At 70.1% G+C, this 19,743-nt stretch carries 18 protein-coding genes; 15 read left to right on the top strand and 3 right to left on the bottom strand.

The annotated features are described in order from the left end of the window. Positions 1 to 38 precede the first annotated feature (38 nt). A complete protein-coding gene (locus tag QRN19_RS05445) occupies positions 39 to 1,796 on the top strand; it encodes a proline--tRNA ligase (RefSeq protein WP_285025749.1) in 1,758 nt (585 codons plus the stop codon). 47 nt (positions 1,797 to 1,843) lie between these two features. Here QRN19_RS05445 and QRN19_RS05440 read toward each other — a convergent pair whose 3' ends face one another. Next, on the bottom strand, positions 1,844 to 2,524 hold the full coding sequence (locus QRN19_RS05440; RefSeq protein WP_285025748.1) for a response regulator transcription factor: 681 nt from the start codon (positions 2,522 to 2,524) through the stop codon (positions 1,844 to 1,846). Beyond that, positions 2,521 to 4,230 (bottom strand): sensor histidine kinase, encoded by a 1,710-nt coding sequence (locus QRN19_RS05435; protein WP_285025747.1) that lies wholly within the window; start codon positions 4,228 to 4,230, stop codon positions 2,521 to 2,523. The genes QRN19_RS05440 and QRN19_RS05435 overlap by 4 nt, the downstream gene beginning before the upstream one ends. 207 nt (positions 4,231 to 4,437) lie before the next feature. Here QRN19_RS05435 and nusA point away from each other — a divergent pair, with 207 nt between their 5' ends. The 4 genes from nusA (at position 4,438) to rbfA (ending at position 9,332) form a co-directional block, all read left to right on the top strand. Next, positions 4,438 to 5,439 carry a transcription termination factor NusA gene (gene nusA / locus QRN19_RS05430; protein ID WP_079707160.1) on the top strand — a complete coding sequence of 334 codons (1,002 nt, stop codon included), beginning with the start codon at positions 4,438 to 4,440 and terminating at the stop codon, positions 5,437 to 5,439. A gap of 5 nt (positions 5,440 to 5,444) precedes the next feature. Continuing rightward, the gene (locus QRN19_RS05425) at positions 5,445 to 5,714 is read left to right on the top strand and encodes a YlxR family protein (RefSeq protein ID WP_285025746.1); all 270 of its coding nucleotides are present in this window, start codon (positions 5,445 to 5,447) and stop codon (positions 5,712 to 5,714) included. A 287-nt stretch (positions 5,715 to 6,001) separates the two neighbouring features. After that, positions 6,002 to 8,776 carry a translation initiation factor IF-2 gene (gene infB / locus QRN19_RS05420; protein ID WP_285025745.1) on the top strand — a complete coding sequence of 925 codons (2,775 nt, stop codon included), beginning with the start codon at positions 6,002 to 6,004 and terminating at the stop codon, positions 8,774 to 8,776. A gap of 118 nt (positions 8,777 to 8,894) precedes the next feature. After that, the gene (gene rbfA, locus QRN19_RS05415) at positions 8,895 to 9,332 is read left to right on the top strand and encodes a 30S ribosome-binding factor RbfA (protein WP_079707157.1); all 438 of its coding nucleotides are present in this window, start codon (positions 8,895 to 8,897) and stop codon (positions 9,330 to 9,332) included. A 154-nt stretch (positions 9,333 to 9,486) separates the two neighbouring features. Here the strand turns inward: rbfA and QRN19_RS05410 are convergent, their stop codons facing one another. Next, positions 9,487 to 10,371, bottom strand: coding sequence for an iron-sulfur binding domain-containing protein (locus QRN19_RS05410; RefSeq protein ID WP_285025744.1), 885 nt, complete (start codon positions 10,369 to 10,371; stop codon positions 9,487 to 9,489). 38 nt (positions 10,372 to 10,409) lie between these two features. Between QRN19_RS05410 and QRN19_RS05405 the strand changes: the two genes are divergently transcribed. From QRN19_RS05405 to QRN19_RS05360, 10 genes are all read left to right on the top strand, one after another. Continuing rightward, the gene (locus QRN19_RS05405) at positions 10,410 to 11,084 is read left to right on the top strand and encodes a nucleoside/nucleotide kinase family protein (RefSeq protein ID WP_071262341.1); all 675 of its coding nucleotides are present in this window, start codon (positions 10,410 to 10,412) and stop codon (positions 11,082 to 11,084) included. A 65-nt stretch (positions 11,085 to 11,149) separates the two neighbouring features. Further along, positions 11,150 to 12,085: a tRNA pseudouridine(55) synthase TruB gene (gene truB, locus QRN19_RS05400; protein ID WP_285025743.1), complete on the top strand. Its 936-nt coding sequence runs from the start codon at positions 11,150 to 11,152 to the stop codon at positions 12,083 to 12,085. Continuing rightward, positions 12,082 to 12,450 (top strand): hypothetical protein, encoded by a 369-nt coding sequence (locus QRN19_RS05395; protein WP_285025742.1) that lies wholly within the window; start codon positions 12,082 to 12,084, stop codon positions 12,448 to 12,450. Before truB ends, QRN19_RS05395 begins: the two co-directional genes overlap by 4 nt. Before the next feature lie 102 nt (positions 12,451 to 12,552). Beyond that, positions 12,553 to 12,972 (top strand): hypothetical protein, encoded by a 420-nt coding sequence (locus tag QRN19_RS05390; RefSeq protein WP_086473922.1) that lies wholly within the window; start codon positions 12,553 to 12,555, stop codon positions 12,970 to 12,972. Next, positions 12,969 to 13,901 (top strand): bifunctional riboflavin kinase/FAD synthetase, encoded by a 933-nt coding sequence (locus tag QRN19_RS05385; protein ID WP_285025741.1) that lies wholly within the window; start codon positions 12,969 to 12,971, stop codon positions 13,899 to 13,901. Before QRN19_RS05390 ends, QRN19_RS05385 begins: the two co-directional genes overlap by 4 nt. Next, positions 13,901 to 15,130, top strand: a complete 1,230-nt coding sequence (locus QRN19_RS05380; RefSeq protein ID WP_285025740.1) for an MFS transporter — start codon at positions 13,901 to 13,903, stop codon at positions 15,128 to 15,130. Before QRN19_RS05385 ends, QRN19_RS05380 begins: the two co-directional genes overlap by 1 nt. 145 nt (positions 15,131 to 15,275) lie before the next feature. Further along, positions 15,276 to 16,277, top strand: a complete 1,002-nt coding sequence (locus QRN19_RS05375) for a sugar-binding transcriptional regulator (RefSeq protein ID WP_285025739.1) — start codon at positions 15,276 to 15,278, stop codon at positions 16,275 to 16,277. Further along, positions 16,274 to 17,296, top strand: a complete 1,023-nt coding sequence (gene deoC, locus QRN19_RS05370) for a deoxyribose-phosphate aldolase (RefSeq protein WP_071262338.1) — start codon at positions 16,274 to 16,276, stop codon at positions 17,294 to 17,296. The genes QRN19_RS05375 and deoC overlap by 4 nt, the downstream gene beginning before the upstream one ends. A gap of 6 nt (positions 17,297 to 17,302) precedes the next feature. Beyond that, positions 17,303 to 18,796: an aldehyde dehydrogenase family protein gene (locus tag QRN19_RS05365; protein ID WP_285025738.1), complete on the top strand. Its 1,494-nt coding sequence runs from the start codon at positions 17,303 to 17,305 to the stop codon at positions 18,794 to 18,796. Beyond that, positions 18,793 to 19,653, top strand: coding sequence for an aldehyde dehydrogenase family protein (locus QRN19_RS05360; protein ID WP_285025737.1), 861 nt, complete (start codon positions 18,793 to 18,795; stop codon positions 19,651 to 19,653). The genes QRN19_RS05365 and QRN19_RS05360 overlap by 4 nt, the downstream gene beginning before the upstream one ends. The last annotated feature ends 90 nt before the right edge of the window (positions 19,654 to 19,743 follow it).

Genomic DNA, 19,743 nt, shown 5'->3' with positions numbered 1-19,743 from the left:
TTCCGGGCTGCCCGCGCGTGACGGACTAGCATGGACAGGTGGTTACGCGCCTTTCGAATTACTTCCTCCGTACGCTCCGTGAAGACCCCTCCGACGCGGAGGTGACGAGTCACCGCCTGCTGGTGCGGGCGGGGTACATCCGCCGCCAGGCACCGGGTGTCTTCGCCTGGTTGCCGCTCGGGTTGCGGGTGAAGAACAAGATCGAGGCCATCGTCCGCGAGGAGATGGCGAACGCCGGCGCGTTCGAGGTGCACTTCCCCGCCCTCCTGCCGCGCGAGCCCTACCAGGTCACCGGCCGGTGGGAGGAGTACGGCGACGCCCTCTTCCGCCTGCACGACCGCAAGGGTGCCGACTACCTGCTGGCGCCGACGCACGAGGAGGTCTTCACCCTGCTCGTGAAGGACCTGTACTCCTCCTACAAGGACCTGCCCCTGTCGATCTACCAGATCCAGGACAAGTACCGCGACGAGGCCCGTCCCCGGGCAGGCCTCCTGCGCGGTCGTGAGTTCACCATGAAGGACGCCTACTCGTTCGACGTGTCCGACGCCGGGCTCGACGCGAGCTACCAGGCGCAGCGCGATGCCTACGAGCGCATCTTCACGCGGCTCGGCCTCGAGTACGAGATCGTGCAGGCCGACGCCGGAGCGATGGGCGGTTCGCGGAGCGAGGAGTTCCTGCACCCCACCCCGGTCGGCGAAGACACCTTCGTGCGTTCGGCCGGCGGGTACGCCGCCAACGTCGAGGCCTACACCACCGAGGTCCCGGAGGCCCGCCCCATCGAGGGTCTGGCACCCGCGACGGTCTTCGATTCGCCGAACACCCCCACGATCTCGACGCTCGTCGAGCTCGCGAACGAACGACACCCGCGCGACGATGGACGGGCCTGGACGGCCGCCGACACCCTCAAGAACGTCGTCCTGGCGCTCCAGCACCTCGACGGTACGCGCGAGCTGGTCGTCATCGGTCTGCCGGGCGACCGCGACGTCGACCTCAAGCGCGTCGAGGTGGCCTTCAGCCCCGCGGAGGTGGAGGCCGCGACCGAGGCTGACTTCGCCGCGAACGCCGGGCTCGTCAAGGGCTACATCGGGCCGTGGTCCCCGCAGGGGCCCGTCCTCGGAGAGGAGTCGGCAACGGAGATCCGGTACCTCCTCGACCCGCGCGTGGTCGACGGCACCGAGTGGATCACCGGCGCGAACGTCGATCAGCAGCACGTCTTCGGCCTTGTCGCCGGGCGCGACTTCACCGCCGACGGCTTCGTCGAGGCGGCGGAGGTCCGTGCCGGCGACCCCGCACCCGACGGCTCCGGGCCGGTCGAGCTCGCTCGAGGCATGGAGATCGGGCACGTCTTCCAGCTCGGGCGCAAGTACGCCGAGGCGCTCGGCCTGAAGGTGCTCGACGAGAACGGCAAGCTCGTCACGGTGACCATGGGCTCCTACGGCATCGGGATCACGCGCATCCTCGCGATCATCGCCGAGGGCAACAACGACGAGCGCGGTCTCATCTGGCCGAAGGCCGTCGCCCCGTTCGACGTGCACGTCGTCGCAGCGGGACGCGACGCGGCGATCTTCGAGGTGGCCGAGGAACTCGTGGCCTCCCTCGAGGCCGGCGGCAAGGACGTCCTCTACGACGACCGCACCGGCAAGGTGTCCCCGGGCGTCAAGTTCGGCGACGCCGAGCTGATCGGTGTGCCCGTCGTGGTGGTCGTCGGTCGCGAGGCAACCGAGGGCTTCGTCGAGCTCTGGGACCGTGCCGCCGGCACGAAGGACCGGGTCGCGATCGCCGATCTCGCCCTCTGAGGCGCGAGAACGCAGGAACGGTCGTCATCCAGCGCGGATGACGACCGCTACTGCGCTCTCGTGCTGAGGCGGTAGCCGGCTCCGCGGACCGTCGCGATGGCGTCCTTGCCGATCTTGTTCCGGAGATACCTGACGTAGACGTCGACGACGTTCGAGCCGGGATCGAAGTCGTAGCCCCAGACCCGGCTGAGGAGCTCCTCGCGGCTGAGGATCTGGTCCGGGTGGCGGAAGAACTCCTCGGCGAGGGCGAACTCACGGGTGGACAGCTCGACCGGCACCCCGTCGACGAGGACGCGCCGTTCGCGCAGCTCGAGCTCCAGATGACCGACCGACAGCCGTTCCGGCACGGCGGTGGTCGACGCCGGTGCCCGCTCGGCCAAGCGTCGGCGGATCCTGGCCAGGAGCTCCTCGAACCGGAAGGGCTTCGACATGTAGTCGTTCGCCCCGCCGTCGAGGCCCGCCACCAGGTCCCTGGCCGAATCGCGGGCGGTCAGGATGATGACGGGGAGCTCGCTGCCGTCGTCCCGCAGCCGTCTGAGCACCTCGAAGCCGTCGACACCGGGCAGGCCGATGTCGAGGACGAGGAGGTCGAAGTCGCCGCTCTCCGCCAGCTCGACGACCTGCGAGCCGTCGACGGTCACGTCCGCCGTGTGGCCGGCGGCGCGCAGGCCCTTGCTCACGAACGCGGAGATCCGCGTCTCGTCCTCGGCGACCAGGATCCGGCTCATACGCGGTCCTCCGGCGCACTCCGCCGAGCCGAGGTGTCGACGAGGTCGGGGAAGTCGTCCTCGGCGGACGGCGCTCGCGACGGCGGGGACGCGTCGATCGCGGGGCCTGCATCGCCGGGTGTCGGTCCGGCCTGCATCAGCGCAGTCGTCTGCGCCTCAGCGGCCTCCTGAGCGGCCTGCGCCTCCCGGAGTGCGATCGCCTGGGCCATCGCGCTGCGGGGGATCGCCGCCGTCTCGTCCGGGTCGAGGTCGAGGTCGGCGTCGGAGCTCTCGTCATCATCCGCCACCGCGAGCGGCAGGTGGATGCTGAAGAGGGAGCCGGCCTGCTGCGTGTCTTCGACCTCGGCCCACCCGCCGTGTGCCGCGGCGATCGCCTGCACGATCGACAGGCCGAGGCCGGAGCCGGCGACGCCCCGTCCACCGCTCACCCGGGTGAACCGGTCGAAGATGCGTTCGCGGAGCGCCTCCGGCACCCCGGGCCCGTCGTCGGCGACGGAGAGCACGAGCGCCGGGTCGTCCGACTCGTCGAACCGGCTCGAGATCACGATCGTCGACCCGGCCGGTGAGTACTTCGCGGCGTTGTCCGCGAGCTGCAGCCAGGCCTGGGCCAAGCGCCCGGCGTCGACGTCCGCGGTGAGTGCGGCCTGTTCGCCCAGGGTCCACTCGTGTTCGGTCGAGATCGCCGTCGCCTTCTCGTGGACCGAGGCGGTGAACGCCTCCATGTCGACCGGCTCCCGGTCGAGGGTGGACGCGAGTCCGGCCGTCGAGAGCTCCGTGATGTCGGCGACGAGGGAGCTCATCCGGTCGAGTTCGTCGAGGGCGAGGTCCCGGGTGGCGGCCACCTCCGCGGGGTCGGACGGGTCGAGGAGCTCGAGGTGTCCGCGCACGATGGTCAGCGGCGTCTTCAGTTCGTGGCCGACGTCGTCGAGCAGCTGCCGCTGACTGGTGAAGGCCTCGTCGAGCCGGTCCAGCATGCCGTTCACGGTCGTGGTGAGCTCCGAGACGTCGTCGCGACCGACGACCGGGATCCGTTCGTCGAGGTCCGACTCGGTGATGCGCGCGGCGGCGTCCCGCAGCAGTCGGATGGGATGGAGGAGTCCGCCCGCGAGCTGCCAACCGACGAGGCCGAGGAGCAGCAGACAGACGACGGCGACCACGATCTCGACGGCGAGGATGCCTCGGGACTCCGCGAGTGCCGCGTGCACGTCGGTGGCGATGACGACGTGGGCCACACTCGGATCGCCGACGACCTGCACCGGGATGATCGCGTACCGCACGGTGCGGTCGCCGGTGGCCTCACCCGTCACGACGCCGCGGGACGATCGGGCCGTGATGGCGTCGAGGAGCCGCGGGTCGTCGTCCAGGCGGAAGGCGGACGGGGCGCTCGGGGCGACCGTCGAGCCGTCCGCGCGCACACCGATGGCGGTCTCGTCCTCGGCGAAGATCCAGCGTCGCATCACCGCGTCGACGGCCGCGTCGCTCGTCGCCGGGGCGTCGGCGGAGTCGCCTGAACCGACCACCATGAAGGCGATGAGCTCGGCGCTGTGCTCCAGGCGGGCGTCGATGGTCGCGAGGGTCTGCTGCCGGCCGAGCGTGTAGGTGGAGACACCCACGAGCGTCATCGCGAGCGTCGTCGCGAGCAGGATCGCGACGAGGATCCTCACCCTCGTGCTCCGCATGACGTTCCGCAGCTCGCCCAAGACCATTGGCCAATCATGTCACCCGCGCCGAGACGCGGTCGAGCCGGTGGCGGGGCCCTCGAGGACGCGCGGCCGCTTCCCAGCTGGGTGGATGACGTACCCCTCGGCATCCGGTACCGTAGACAGACGGGTTCGGCAGCACGGCAGCAGCATGCCCGTCGTGCCGCTGCACGTCTTGCCGCGGCACCACCAGTTGAATAGAGGAGGCCATCGATGGACATCGATCTCGGTTTGTTGAAGTCGATCGAACGCGAGAAGGAGATCCCATTCGAGGAGCTCGTCGTGATCATCGAGCAGGCCATCCTGAGTGCGTACCTGAAGAGCACCGAGGGTACCGACACCACCGCGCGCGGCGACGTCCCGGCGGCCCGGGTCCAGCTCGACCGCAAGACCGGCCACGTCGGGGTGTTCGTGCCCGAGTTCGACGACGAGGGTGTCCTGATCGGGGAGGCCGAGAGCACGCCGGACGACTTCGGCCGCATCGCCGCCTTCGCCGCGAAGCAGGTCATCTTCCAGCGACTCCGCGACATCCAGGACGACGCCGTCCTCGGAGAGTTCAAGGGCCGCGAGGGCGACATCATCGCGGGTGTCATCCAGCAGGGCCCGAACCCGCGCATGATCCACGTCGACCTCGGCACCATCGAGGCGATCCTCCCGCCCGAGGAGCAGGTGGCCGGCGAGGAGTACCCGCACGGCGCACGCATCCGCGTGTACGTGACGAGCGTCACGAAGGGCCTCAAGGGTCCGCAGATCACCGTCTCGCGCACCCACCCCGGACTCGTTCGGAAGCTGTTCGCGTTGGAGGTCCCGGAGATCGCATCCGGCATCGTCGAGATCGTCTCACTCGCCCGCGAGGCCGGACACCGGACCAAGATCGCGGTGAAGGCGAACGACCCGAGCATCAACGCCAAGGGCGCCTGCATCGGTGAGCTCGGGCGTCGTGTCCGCGCGGTCACCGACGAGCTGGGCGCTGAGAAGATCGACATCGTCGACTACTCGCCCGACCTGCCGACGTTCGTCGCGAACGCGCTCTCGCCGGCCAAGGTGACGAGCTCGTACGTCATCGACCAGTCCCTCAAGGCCGTCCGGGCGCTCGTGCCGGACTACCAGCTGTCGCTCGCGATCGGCAAGGAGGGGCAGAACGCCCGTCTCGCCGCCAAGCTCACCGGCGCCAAGATCGACATCCAGCCGGACTCGATCCTCGAATCGGACTGAGCCGGATGGAACCGGTGCGGACCTGCGTCGGCTGTCGCCGTCGCGAGCCGCGCTCGGCTCTGCTGCGCGTCGTCGCGGTCGAGGGGGCGCTCGTCCCCGACGCCGCGGCGCGCCTGCCGGGTCGCGGCTCCTGGGTGCATCCGACGTCGGCGTGCGTCGACCAGGCGGTGCAGCGTCGGGCGTTCACGAGAGCGCTCCGGTTGAGCACGGGACCCGACGCGTCGGCGGTCCGGGCCTTCGTGTCGACGGAACCGGCCGCGCCGACGGCTGAATGACGTCGGCGGGCTCGAACGACCCGCTCATGATCCGGTGGTGAGCCCGCACCCAGGGTCGGGGTGTACGATGGTGAGTGCACGCGAGAGCGCTCCGGCGCACACCGTGCTTCCCACCGCAGGTATCAGGTCCGAATCTCGGGCCTCCATCCTGCTGCCGCCCCACCCGGGTGCGGCATTCCGAGAGAACAGGCTGAACGGCTAATGGACAACTCATGAGCGGCTCGAAATGAGCACCGTCCACCACTAACGCTTGCCCCTGCCTGGGTGCAAGCTCAGACAGGAGAATTGTGGCTGCAAAACCACGTGTACACGAGATCGCATCCGAACTCGGAGTAGACAGCAAGATCGCCATGGCGAAGCTCAAGGAATTGGGCGAGTTCGTCAAGGGACCGTCTTCCAGTATCGAACCACCGGTGGCCCGCAAGCTGCGCGCCGCCCTCGAGGCCGAGGGCGCGAAGGCGTCAGCCGCCCCCGCCGCCCCGGCGAAGCGACCGGCCACGCCCGGCGCTCCGACCCCGGGTCCCGCAGCACCCAAGGCTCCGACCCCCGCGGCACCCGCCCCCAAGGCCGAGGCGCCCGCTGCGCCCGCACCGAAGCAGGCCGCCCCAGGCCCGAAGGCTCCGGCAGCCCCCGCCCCCGCCCCTGCGGCTGAGGCACCGGCGGCCGCTGCTCCGGCGGCACCGTCCGCACCCGCGGCTCCGGCCGCCGGCGACTCGCCCTCCGGCGACGCCGCGAAGCCGGGCGGCCCTCGTCCCGGTGCTCCGCGTCCGGGGAACAACCCGTTCGCGTCCTCGCAGGGCATGGGCCAGCGCCCCACCGGCACGCCGCGTCCGGGGAACAACCCGTTCGCAGCGGCTCAGGGCATGGGTCAGCGTCCGAACCCCAGCAACATCCCGCGTCCGCAGGCTCCGCGCCCCGGCTCGCCCCGTCCGGGCGTCGGCCAGGGTCAGCGTCCCGGCGGTCCCGGTCGTCCAGGTGGCGCAGGTCGTCCCGCCGGTGGCGGCGGCTTCCGTCCCGGTGGTGCCGGTGGCGGCTTCCGTCCCGGTGGCGCCCCCGGTGGTGCGCCCGCCGGTGGATTCGCCGGTCGCCCTGGTGGCGGCGGCGGTCGTGGTCGCGGACCCGGCGGTGGTACCGCAGGTGCCTTCGGTCGCGGTGGCGGCAAGAGCAAGGCACGCAAGTCGAAGCGGACGAAGAGGGCCGAGTTCGAGCTGCGGGAAGCCCCGTCGCTCGGCGGCGTGAGCGTTCCCCGCGGCGATGGCAACACGATCATCCGTCTGCGTCGTGGCGCGTCCATCTCGGACTTCGCCGACAAGATCGACGCCAGCCCCGGCAACCTCGTCACCGTGCTGTTCCACCTCGGCGAGATGGCGACGGCGACGGAGTCGCTCGACGAGGCGACATTCGACGTGCTCGGTTCCGAGCTCGGCTACAAGATCCAGATGGTCTCGCCCGAGGACGAGGACCGGGAGCTCCTCGAGGGCTTCGACATCGACCTCGACCAGGAGCTGGAGGATGAGTCCGACGAGGACCTCGCCATCCGTCCTCCCGTGGTCACCGTCATGGGTCACGTCGACCACGGTAAGACGCGCCTCCTCGACGCCATCCGCAACGCGAACGTCGTCGCCGGCGAGGCCGGTGGCATCACGCAGCACATCGGTGCGTACCAGGTCGTCGCGGAGCACGAGGGCGTCGAGCGTCCGATCACCTTCATCGACACCCCGGGTCACGAGGCGTTCACCGCCATGCGTGCTCGTGGTGCGCAGGTCACCGACATCGCGATCCTCGTGGTCGCGGCCGACGACGGCATCATGCCGCAGACGGTGGAGGCCTTGAACCACGCGCAGGCGGCCGACGTGCCGATCGTCGTCGCGGTCAACAAGGTGGACAAGCCCGACGCCAACCCGGCCAAGGTGCGCCAGCAGCTGACCGAATACGGCCTCGTCGCCGAGGAGTACGGCGGAGACGTCATGTTCGTCGACGTCTCGGCTCGTGCCGGCACCGGCATCAAGGACCTCCTCGACGCCGTGCTGCTCACCGCGGACGCCGGTCTCGACCTGCGCGCCAACCCGAACAAGGATGCACGCGGTGTGGCCATCGAGGCCAAGCTCGACAAGGGCCGCGGTTCCGTCGCGACCGTCCTCATCCAGTCGGGTACGCTCCGCGTCGGTGACGCGATCGTCGCCGGTACGGCCTACGGCCGCGTCCGTGCGATGGTCGACGAGAACGGCGACACCGTCGCCGAGGCGGGTCCCTCGCGTCCCGTCCAGGTGCAGGGCCTCTCGAGTGTTCCTCGGGCCGGCGACACCTTCCTCGTCACCGAGGAGGACCGCACCGCGCGTCAGATCGCCGAGAAGCGTGAAGCCGCGGAGCGCAACGCCGCTCTGGCCAAGGCTCGCAAGCGCATCTCGCTCGAGGACTTCACCCGTGCACTCGAAGAGGGCAAGGTCGAGTCGCTCAACCTCATCATCAAGGGTGACGTCTCCGGTGCCGTCGAGGCACTCGAGGAGTCGCTACTCAAGATCGACGTCGACGACAGCGTCCAGCTGCGGATCATCCACCGCGGTGTCGGTGCGGTCACCGAGTCCGACGTCAACCTCGCCACGATCGACAACGCGATCATCATCGGGTTCAACGTGCGCCCCGACCCGAAGGCCCGCGAGCGTGCGGCCCGTGAGGGTGTGGACGTCCGGTTCTACTCGGTCATCTACAACGCACTCGAGGACGTCGAGCAGAGCCTCACCGGCATGCTCAAGCCCGAGTACGAAGAGGTCCAGTCCGGTGTCGCCGAGATCCGCGAGGTGTTCCGTTCCTCCAAGTTCGGCAACATCGCGGGTGTCATCGTCCGCTCGGGCACGATCACGAGGAACGCCAAGGCGCGGGTCATCCGCGACGGCGTCGTGGTCGGCGACAGCCTGGCGATCGAATCGCTGCGTCGGTTCAAGGACGACGTCACCGAGGTGCGGACGGACTTCGAGGCCGGTATCGGTCTCGGCAAGTTCAACGACATCCAGATCGGTGACGAGATCGAGACGATCGAAATGAAGGAGAAGCCGCGCGGCTAGTCCGCTCGGCCGATCCCCGTCGTCCTCCTCCGGGAGGGCGGCGGGGATTCCTGCTTGTATTGTGTGTGCAGCATCCGTCGGGCGGCCCTCCGCCCGACGGTCATCAGAGGAGGACGAGATGGCAGAGAACCCCAGGGCCCGCAAGTTGGCGGACCGCATCAAGGAAGTCATCGCCAAACGGCTCGACAAGGGCATCCGCGACCCGCGGCTCGGCTTCGTGACGATCACCGACGTACAGGTGACCGGCGACCTCCAGCACGCGAACGTGTTCTACACGGTGTACGGCTCCGACGAGGAACGCGCCGACACCTCGGCCGCGCTCGAGTCCGCCAAGGGCCTGTTGCGTGCCGAGATCGGCCGCAACATCAACACCCGGCTGACCCCGAGCCTCGACTTCTTCCTGGACGCGATCCCGGAGAACGCGCAGCACATCGAAGACCTGCTGCGCGAGGCGAAGAACCGCGACACCGAGGTGGCCGGGCTTGCCGCCGGTGCCGCCTACGCCGGCGACGAGGACCCCTACGTCAAGCCGCGCGACGTGGACGCCGAGGACTAGCCACCTCCATCAGCCCTTCGACAGGCTCAGGGACCGGGATTCCTTCATCCGGTCACTGAGCCTGTCGACGTTTGGATTCCTTCATCCGGTCACTGAGCCTGTCGACGTGCGCCATTCGACAGGCTCCGGGGCCCGGTTGGGGCCGAGGGACCGGTCAGTCGTGGGGGAGGGCGTACCCGCCGTCGACGCGCACCGCGAGGCGATCGGCGACCAGTCCTGCGAGTGCGCGGTCGAACTGCTCGCCGTTGGGCCAGAGCGCCCGGAGCTCCTCGTCCGTGAGTGAGCGGTGGGTGGAACGGAGCTCGGCCATGATGATGCCCCGGACCTGTCGGTCGCTGCCCGCGAACTGCCTCTGCTTCGTCTTGACCGGTCCGTCGTAGGCCGGGTATCCCGCTGCGCGCCAAGCGCACACCTCGCGGAGCGGACACTCCTCGCACCGCGGTGCTCGAGCCGTGCAGACCACCGCGCCGATCTCCATCAGCCCGGCGTTGAAGACGGCTGCCTCCGAGCGGGACTCCGGCAGGAGCGCCTCCATGGCGGAGAGGTCCGTCTTGGCGTTCGGTGGGCCGGGCTCGCCTTGGCCGCGGACGGCTCGCGCGATCACCCGTCGGGTGTTCGTGTCCACCACCGGGTGCCGGTCCCCGTAGGCGAAGACGGCCACGGCGCGTGCGGTGTAGTCGCCGATGCCGGTGAGCGCCAGGAGCTGATCCACGTCCGACGGGACGATGCCGTCGTGCCGTTCGGCGATCTGGGTGGCCGCCGCGTGGAGCCAGAGCGCTCGGCGCGGATAGCCGAGCCGGCCCCAGGCACGGACGGCTTCCGCCGGTGGTTCGGCCGCCAGGTCGGCGGGCGTCGGCCAGCGCCCGAGCCACTCTTCGAGCCGCGGGATCACCCGGCTGACCTGCGTCTGCTGGAGCATGAACTCCGACACGAGCGTGCCCCAGACAGGGAACCCCGGGCGACGCCACGGGAGGTCGCGCGCGTTGGTGCGGAACCATCCCGTCACGAGCGGGGTGAGGTCGGAGGGTTCGGGCGGCACCGCACCAGCCTACGATCCGCGCGGGTAGGCTCGGCGCCATGAAGCTCGTCACGACACCACGGATCGAGTTGCTCCGGCAGCTGCGAGACCAGTTCCAACGGGACTACCCACGAGGCCGCACCCTCATCGCGGTGGACGGCGTCAGTGGCTCCGGCACGGCGGCGTTCGCCGACGGACTGGCCGAGGTGTTCGACGAGGCCGGCCGTGCGGTGTTCCGCGCCTCGATCGACGACTTCCACCGTCCTCGCGAGGAACGGTACGCGCGGGGGCGGGATTCGGCCGAGGGGTACTGGCTCGACTCGTTCGACTACTCGCTGTTCCGCCGGGTGCTCGTCGAGCCCTTCCGCCTGGCGGGCAGCGCCGGTTTCCAACTCGTCGGGTTCGACGAGCAGCGCGACGTCGGCGCTCCCTTGCGGTGGACGACCGGCCCGCAGGACGCCGTCCTCATCGTCGACGGGGTCTTCCTGAACCGGCCCGAGCTCCGCGGCCTCTGGCATGCGTCGGTCTGGCTCGACGTCCCGATGGCGACGGCCTACGAGCGGCTGCACGAGCGCCTCGGCGTCGACGCCGACCCGACGGCGCCGTCCAACGCACGCTACGTGGGCGGGCAGGCGCTGTACCGCAAGGACGACGACCCGACCGCGCGGGCGACCGCCCTGGTGGACAACACGGACGAGCGGCACCCACGGCGGATCTTCGCCGACTTCTGCTGAGCGCCGCCGTCCAGGGGGTGCTCCGGGCGCCTGGCTGCGCCGACCGCCGCTGGTACCGTTGCAGGGTGGTCGAGAACAGCACAGCAGCACCCGGGTCGGCGTCCGCCCGTCCCGGTATCCTCCTCATCGACAAGCCGCAGGGGCACACCTCCCACGACGCGGTCGCCCGGGTGCGACGGCTCGCCGGCACGCGCAAGGTGGGGCATGCGGGAACGCTCGACCCCATGGCCACCGGGCTGCTCGTGTTGGGCACGCGCTCGTCGACCCGACTGCTGACCTTCATCGTCGGTCTCGACAAGGAGTACACGGCGACCATCCGCCTCGGCGTGGCGACCTCCACCGACGACGCCGAAGGTGAGGTCACCGAGCGCGCCGACCAGGCCGCGGTGGCTGCCGTCGACGACGACGCGATCATCGCCGCGATCCGTCCGCTGACCGGCGACATCGAGCAGGTGCCGAGCACGGTGAGCGCCATCAAGGTGGGCGGGAAGCGCGCCTACGCCCTGGCGCGCGAGGGGATCGAGGTGGAGCTGAAGTCCCGTGCGGTCACCGTCAGCGCGTTCGACGTGCTGGCCATCCGTCGGGATGGGGCGGCCGTCGACGTCGACGTCCGGGTCGTCTGTTCCTCCGGCACGTACATCCGCGCGCTCGCCCGCGACCTGGGGGCGTCCCTCGGCGTCGGTGGCCATCTCACCGCGCTCCGCCGGACCCGGATCGGACCCTTCCACGTCACGGCCGCATCGACGATCGACGACCTCGACGTGGAGACGGCGCTGTTGCACCCGGCCGACGTCGCGAAGCGCCTGTTCGGTGCCCTCGAACTCACGGAGCAGGAGGCGGTCGATCTCGGCCACGGGAAGCGGCTCGAACGCGACCTGCCGGCCGGCCACACCGGTCCGATCGCCGCCCTCGCGCCGGACGGCCGACTGGTGGGGCTCGTCGAGCGCCGTGGCGGCTCGCTCAAGTCGGTCGTGAACTTCCCGGCGGAGGAGCCGGCATGATCGAGTGGTTCACCCTCGCCCAGATCGCGGTCGCGGTCGTGGCCGGGCTCCTCTGCGTCGTGCTCGGGTTCGCCGGGCGCGCGCCGAACGACCTGACGATGGGGGCGACGGCACTCGTCGAGGTCCTCCTCATCGTGCAGCTGGTGGTGGCGATCGCCGCGCCCGCGTTCGGGAACACCGCCACGGGGAGTGTGCCCGAGTTCTACACCTACCTCGTCTCCGCGATGATCCTGCCGATCGCCGGCGGGTTCTGGGCGCTCGTCGAGCGCACCCGATGGTCGACGGTCGTCCTCGGCGTCGTCTGTCTCGCGATCGCGGTGATGCTCTACCGCATGGAGCAGATCTGGACCGTCCAGCTCGGCTGACCGTCGGTGCACCGACGGCGGTGAAGGGCGAGGGCACCACAGCCCGCGTGACGGTCGCGAAGTGCCGGGGCGAGGGCCTGCGTCGCATAGAATCGTCGGGTCATGCCTCTCCCCACCACCGCTCCAGCCCGTCCACGCGTCCGTGGTGTCGGGGTCGTGCTCGTCGCCGTCTACGGCATCCTGGCCCTCGCCGCCACCGGCCGGTCCGTGGTGCAGATCACGACCAAGTTCGACCAGGCGCCCCTGGCCTATGTGCTCTCGGCCGTCGCCGCCGTGGTGTACATCCTGGCGACCGTCTCGCTCGTCGCACCAGGTGCCGTCTGGCGGCGGATCGCCTGGGCCACGATCTCGTTCGAGCTCGCCGGGGTCCTGATCGTCGGCCTGCTGAGCCTGCTCGATCCCGAGCTCTTCCCCCACGACACGGTCTGGTCCGTCTTCGGTCGCGGGTACGTCTTCATCCCGCTCGTCCTCCCGGTCCTCGGACTGTGGTGGTTGGCCGGACATCGGCGTACCGGCAAATGATCACGTTCACCGAGCTCGACCAGGTCCCCGACGCCTTCGGACCGTCTGCGGTCACCATCGGCAAGTTCGACGGCGTCCACACGGGTCACCGCGCGGTCGTCGCCGCGCTCCTCGAAGAGGCCGCGAGCGCCGGTCTCAGCTCCGTCGCCGTCACCTTCGACCGCAACCCGCTGAGTCTCATCAACCCCGACCGCTGCCCGGCGTCGCTCGTGAGCAACGAGCAGAAGCTCGGTCTCCTGGCGGACGCCGGGGTCGACGCGGCGTTGCTGCTGCGCTTCGACCAGACGCTGGCCCAGCTCACGCCCGAGGAGTTCGTCACCTCGATCCTCGTCGGAGCGTTGCGCGCCAAGACGGTCCTCGTGGGCGAGGACTTCCGGTTCGGCCATCGCGGCCTCGGCACGGTCGCCACGCTGGAGTCGTTCGGTGAGGTCTACGGATTCTCCGTGCGCGTCGTCGACGACGTCCGTCCCGGCGGCGGGCGTCGGGTGTCGTCCACCTGGATCCGCGAACTCCTCGAGGAGGGTGACGTCCGTGAGGCGTCGCGGCTCCTCGGTCGTCCGCCCGGCGTGCGGGGCGTCGTCGTCCACGGCGCCAAGCGTGGCCGGGAACTCGGGTTCCCGACCGCCAACCTGTCGCCGGATTCGCAGGGGCTCATCCCCGCGGACGGCGTGTACGCGGGTTGGTTGTTCTGGCGTGGGCGTCGGTATCCGGCGGCGATCTCGGTCGGGAACAACCCGACCTTCGACGGCGTCCCGCAGAAGCAGGTCGAGGCCTACGTCCTCGACGAGACCGATCTCGACCTCTACGACGACGAGGTCGAGGTGCAGTTCGTCGAGCGTATCCGCGGCATGGTCGCGTTCACCGGGATCGAGCCGCTCATCGTGCAGATGACCGACGACGTCGAGCGCGCGCGCCGGATGCTGTCCTAGTGGGTCCGCGTCCCCTGTGGCGGGGGAGGGCCCTCGCGCTCGTCGGTATCGTGCTGGTCGCGGCGAACCTCCGCACGGCCGTCACCTCGCTCTCGCCGATCTACGCCGAGATCGACGGCGACATCGGCGTGGGGTCGGTCGGGCTGGGACTCCTCGGGATGCTGCCGCCCCTGTGCTTCGCCCTCTTCGGCGTCTTCACCCCGCGACTCGTGCGTCGGCTGCATCTCGAGCCGGTGCTGCTCATCGCGCTCGGGTCGATCGTCGCCGGGCACCTCATGCGCTCGCTCGCTCCCGACTTCGCCGTCCTCGCGATCGGGAGTGCGCTCTGCTTCGCCGGGATCGGCATCGGCAACGTCGTGCTCCCGCCGCTAGTCAAGAAGTACTTCCCCGACCGCGTCGGCCTCGTCACCTCCCTCTACGCGACGGTCCTGTCGGTCAGCACCTTCATCCCGCCGCTGATCGCCGTGCCGGTCGCCGACGCCGCGGGGTGGCAGGTGTCGCTCGGGGTGTGGTCCATCGTCGCCATGCTCGCCGTGCTGCCCTGGATCACGCTCATCGTCCGGGAGCGTCGCGACGCCCGGGCCGCCGCCGCGACGGATCCCGAGATCGAGGAGGTGCCCCGCGCCGGGCGCGTCCTCGTCCACCGATCGCCGATCGCGTGGGCCATCGCGGCCGTGTTCGCCACCTCCTCGCTGAACGCCTATGCGATGTTCACCTGGCTCCCCACCATCGTCGGTGACGTCGCCGGCGTCACCCCGGCCCAGGGCGGCCTGCTGCTCTCGCTCTTCTCCGCAATGGGTGTCCCGGCCAGCCTGATCGTCCCGATGCTCGTCGCGAGGCTGCGGAACGTCGCCGTCCTCGTCTACGTCGCGAGCGCGTGCTTCGTGCTCGGCTATCTCGGGCTGCTCCTGTGGCCGGCGACGCTCACGTGGCTGTGGGTGCTGCTGGCCGGGCTCGGCCCGCTGCTGTTCCCGCTCGCCCTCGTGCTCATCAACCTGCGGACGGCGACGCACGAGGGCGCGGTGGCCCTGAGTGGCTTCGTGCAGAGCGTCGGCTACACCCTCGGTGCACTCGGCCCGCTGGTCGTGAGCCTGCTGCACGCCGTGACCGGATCGTGGACCGTCCCGCTGCTGCTCCTGCTGGCCACGGGCGCGCTGTGCGCCATCGCCGGGCGCATCACCGGCCGGCCGACGACGATCGAGGCGGATCTGGCGGCACGCGGTCGCTGAACGGTCTGGTCCGGACCCCCTGACGGATCGCAGCGACGATGCGCATCCGCGCACCGACCTCTGCTCATCTGAGCATGGGTGCCAACGGACGTTGTCCGGGTGGTGGTGGCGTCCTAGGCTGGAGACGATCCGGAGGAGGCCCGAGGTGATCGAGAGCGACGAGCTGCTCGCGGTGCGCGCCGCGGAGCTGTACTACGACGAGACGAAGACCCAGGACGAGATCGGCGCGCTGCTCGGCATCACGCGGTGGAAGGTCGGTCGGCTTCTCGCCCAGGCCCGGGAACTCGGTTACATCCGCATCGAGATCGTGCATCCGCGCGCACGCCGTCTTCCACTCGAACGGGCGCTCCGCGAGCGCTTCGGACTCGCGGACGCGGTCGTCGTGCCGAACCCGAGCGACAGTGCCGACCTCCACGAACGCGTCGCGCGCGCGGCCGCCGACTACCTCGGTGCCATGCGACCGGTGCCGCGGACGCTCGGTGTGAGCTGGGGGAGGACGCTGCGCGACATCGCCGACCACCTGTCGGATGGTTGGGCGACGGGGCTCTCGGTCGTGCAGATCAACGGCGGCGTGAGCCTCAACCAGCGCGTCGGCACCGCTGCCGCCACGGCTGCTCGGATCGCCGAGAAGGGCCGTGGCGACGTCACCCTGCTTCCGAGCCCGGCGATCTTCGAGCGACTGGAGACGAAGCTGAGCATCGAGTCGGACCGCACGGTCGCGGAGGTGCTCCGCACGGCCGCAGCGGCCGACACCTACCTGTACGGTGCCGGCGTGGCCGGGCCCGACTCCGCCCTCGTCCACAGCGGCTACCTCACGGCCGCGGACGTCGACGTCCTGGTCGCACGCGGTGCCGTCGGGGATGTCGTCGGGCGCTACATCGACGCCGAGGGCATGATCGTCGACCCCACACTCGACGAGCGCACGGTCGGGCTCGGACTCGAAGCGCTCCGGCGCGCCGGCCGCAGCATCGCGGTCATCGCCGGAGCCCAGAAGCACGCCGTCGCGAGAGCCGTCGTCAGCAGCGGCCTCTGCACCGTGCTCGTCACCGACGAGGCGACCGCGACGGCACTCCTCGCCGACCACGAACCATCATCCGCCAAGCAGCACACCCCGGAGCAGGAACTGCTCGGAAGGAACGCACCATGACCACTCCACCAGGCGACCTCGTGGCCAAGCCGACGGCGCTCGAACTCGTCGACGGCCCCGTCACCGACGCCAGCCTCAGGCGCTACCTCGACGGCCTCGCGGGCGTCGACGCCGTCGGGCTCGAACAGCGCGCAGCCGACCTCGGCACGCGCTCGATCAAGACGACGTCGAAGGCCTGGGCCCTCGACCGCATCATCGAACTCATCGACCTCACCACCCTCGAGGGCGCCGACACTCCCGGCAAGGTGCGCTCCCTCGTCGCCAAGGCCATCACCCCGGACGCCGGGGATCCGTCCACCCCGCGCGTCGCCGCGGTCTGCGTCTACGGCGACATGGTGCCGTACGCCGTCGAGGCGCTGGGCGCGGCGCACACGCAGCCCGGTGCGGCACACGACGCCGGCGGGATCAACGTCGCGGCGGTCGCGACGGCCTTCCCGAGCGGACGCGCCTCCCTGGCGGTCAAGCTGGCGGACACGGCCGACGCCGTCGACGCCGGAGCGGACGAGATCGACATGGTCATCGACCGGGGTGCGTTCCTCTCCGGCCGGTACGGCCAGGTCTTCGACGAGATCGTCGCGGTCAAAGAGGCCTGCCGTCGGAGCGACGGCACCTCGGCGCACCTCAAGGTCATCCTCGAGACCGGCGAGCTGAACACCTACGACAACGTGAAGCGCGCCTCCTGGCTCGCCATCCTCGCGGGCGGCGACTTCATCAAGACGTCCACCGGCAAGGTCGCGCCCGCCGCGACCCTCCCGGTCACCCTCCTCATGCTCGAGGTGGTCCGGGACTGGCACCGCCTCACCGGTGAGCAGATCGGTGTGAAGCCCGCCGGCGGCATCCGTTCCTCGAAGGACGCGATCAAGTACCTCGTGACCGTCGCGGAGACGGTCGGTGAGGAGTGGCTCCAGCCGCACCTGTTCCGCTTCGGTGCCTCGAGCCTCCTCAACGACGTGCTCCTGCAGCGTCAGAAACTCACCACCGGCCACTACTCCGGCCCCGACTACGTCACCATCGACTAGGACATCATGAGCTTCCTCGAATACGCACCAGCCCCGGAGTCCACCTCCGTCCTCCACCTCCGTTCCGAGTACGGCCTCTTCATCGACGGCGAGTTCACCGAGGGCACGGGTGGGACCTTCCAGACGATCTCCCCGAGCACCGAGCAGTCCATCGCGACGATCTCCGCGGCGAGTGATGCCGATGTCGATCGCGCCGTCATCGCCGCGCGGCGTGCCTACGACCGCGTCTGGTCGAAGCTGTCGGGCGCCGACCGCGGCAAGTACCTCTTCCGGATCGCGCGCCTCGTCCAGGAGCGCGCCCGCGAACTCGCCGTGGCGGAGAGCCTCGACAACGGCAAGCCGATCAAGGAGTCCCGCGACGTCGACGTCCCGCTCGTCGCCGCATGGTTCTTCTACTACGCCGGTTGGGCCGACAAGCTCGACTACGCGGGCCTCGGCGCGAACCCGCGCGCCCTCGGCGTGGCCGGGCAGGTCATCCCGTGGAACTTCCCGCTCCTCATGCTCGCCTGGAAGGTCGCTCCGGCGCTCGCCGCCGGCAACACGGTCGTCATCAAGCCGGCCGAGACCACACCGCTCACGGCGCTCATCTTCGCCGAGATCCTCCAGCAGGCGGAGCTCCCCGCGGGCGTCGTGAACATCGTCACGGGTGCCGGAGCGACCGGTGCCGCGATCGTCCGCCACCCCGACGTCAACAAGGTCGCCTTCACCGGGTCGACCGCCGTCGGGCGCGAGATCGCGAAGACCATCGCCGGCAGCGACAAGCGCCTGACGCTCGAGCTCGGTGGCAAGGCGGCGAACATCGTGTTCGACGACGCCCCGATCGACCAGGCCATCGAAGGCATCGTGAACGGCATCTTCTTCAACCAGGGTCACGTCTGCTGCGCCGGTTCCCGGCTCCTCGTCCAGGAGAGCATCCACGACGAGGTCGTCGACCGCTTGAAGAGCCGTCTGCAGACGCTGCGCGTCGGCGACCCGCTCGACAAGAACACGGACGTCGGCGCCATCAACTCGGCGGAGCAGCTGGCACGCATCCGCGAGCTGTCGGACATCGGCGAGCTCGAAGGAGCCGAACGGTGGAGCCCGGACTGCGAGCTGCCCGAGAACGGCTTCTGGTTCGCGCCGACGATCTTCACGAACGTCTCGACCAGCCACCGCATCGCCCGTGAGGAGATCTTCGGACCGGTGCTCTCGGTCATGTCCTTCCGGACGCCCGCGGAGGCCATCGCGAAGGCGAACAACACCCCGTACGGGCTCTCCGCGGGTATCTGGAGCGACAAGGGGAGCCGCATCCTCGCGGTCGCCGACAAGCTCCGCGCCGGCGTCATCTGGGCGAACACCTTCAACCGGTTCGATCCCGCAAGCCCGTTCGGCGGGTACCAGGAGTCGGGATACGGCCGCGAGGGCGGTCGCCACGGGCTCGGTGCCTATCTCGCCCCGGCCGGATCATCGGCCGTCGTCGTCGCACCGTCCACGAGCATCACGAAGGAGGAGCAGCGATGAGCCGGCTCACCGTCCCCAAGACCTACAAGCTCGCCATCGGCGGCAAGTTCCCCCGCAGCGAATCCGGAAGGACGTACGAAGTGACGAACGCGTCTGGCGGGTTCCTGGCGAACGCCTCACTGGCCTCACGGAAGGACGCCCGCGACGCGGTCGTCGCCGCACGATCGGCCCTCTCCGGCTGGTCGGGCGCCACCGCCTACAACCGCGGCCAGGTGCTGTACCGCATCGCCGAGCTGCTCGAGGGTCGGCGGGCACAGTTCGTCGAGGAGATCGTGCAGGCCGAGGGCGTCTCGCAGGCGACGGCCGCAGCCCAGGTCGACGAGGCCATCGACCTCTGGGTCTGGTACGCGGGCTGGGCGGACAAGTACGTCCAGGTGGTCGGGGGAGCGAACCCCGTCTCGGGTCCGTACTTCAACCTGTCGGTTCCGGAGCCGACGGGCGTCGTCGCACTCATCGCGCCGCAGGACTCGTCGCTCCTCGGATTCGTAAGCGTCGTCGCTCCCGCGCTGGTCGCGGGGAACACGGTCGTCGTGATCGCGAGCGAGCGCCTGCCGCTCTCGTCGATCAGCCTCGCGGAGGTGCTCGCCACGAGTGACGTCCCCGGCGGCGTCGTGAACGTGCTGACCGGTTCGCCGACTGAGATGGCTCCGTGGCTCGCATCGCACGCCGACGTCAACGCGATCGACCTCGCTGGCGCCGGTGAGCTCGACTGGGTCGAGCTCGAGGTCCTCGCGGCCGAGACGCTCAAGCGCGTGGTCCGTCCGAGCGGTGCCAGCGGTCCGGTCCCCGCGAGCCTCGACCGCATCACCGCGTTCACCGAGGTGAAGACCGTCTGGCACACGAAGGCGCTCCTGTAGCGACCCGCAGTACCCGCGTGGTGCTTGCACAGCGGCGCCCGGCTGTACAGCCGGGCGCCGCTGTCGTCGACGGGTCGTAACGTTGCACCC

Origin of the sequence: Plantibacter sp. ME-Dv--P-122b (assembly GCF_030209375.1) — a bacterium.
Classification (GTDB): Bacteria; Actinomycetota; Actinomycetes; order Actinomycetales; family Microbacteriaceae; genus Plantibacter.
The sequence above is the reverse complement of the archived record's forward strand: the minus strand, read 5'-3'. Positions and strand labels throughout refer to the sequence as shown.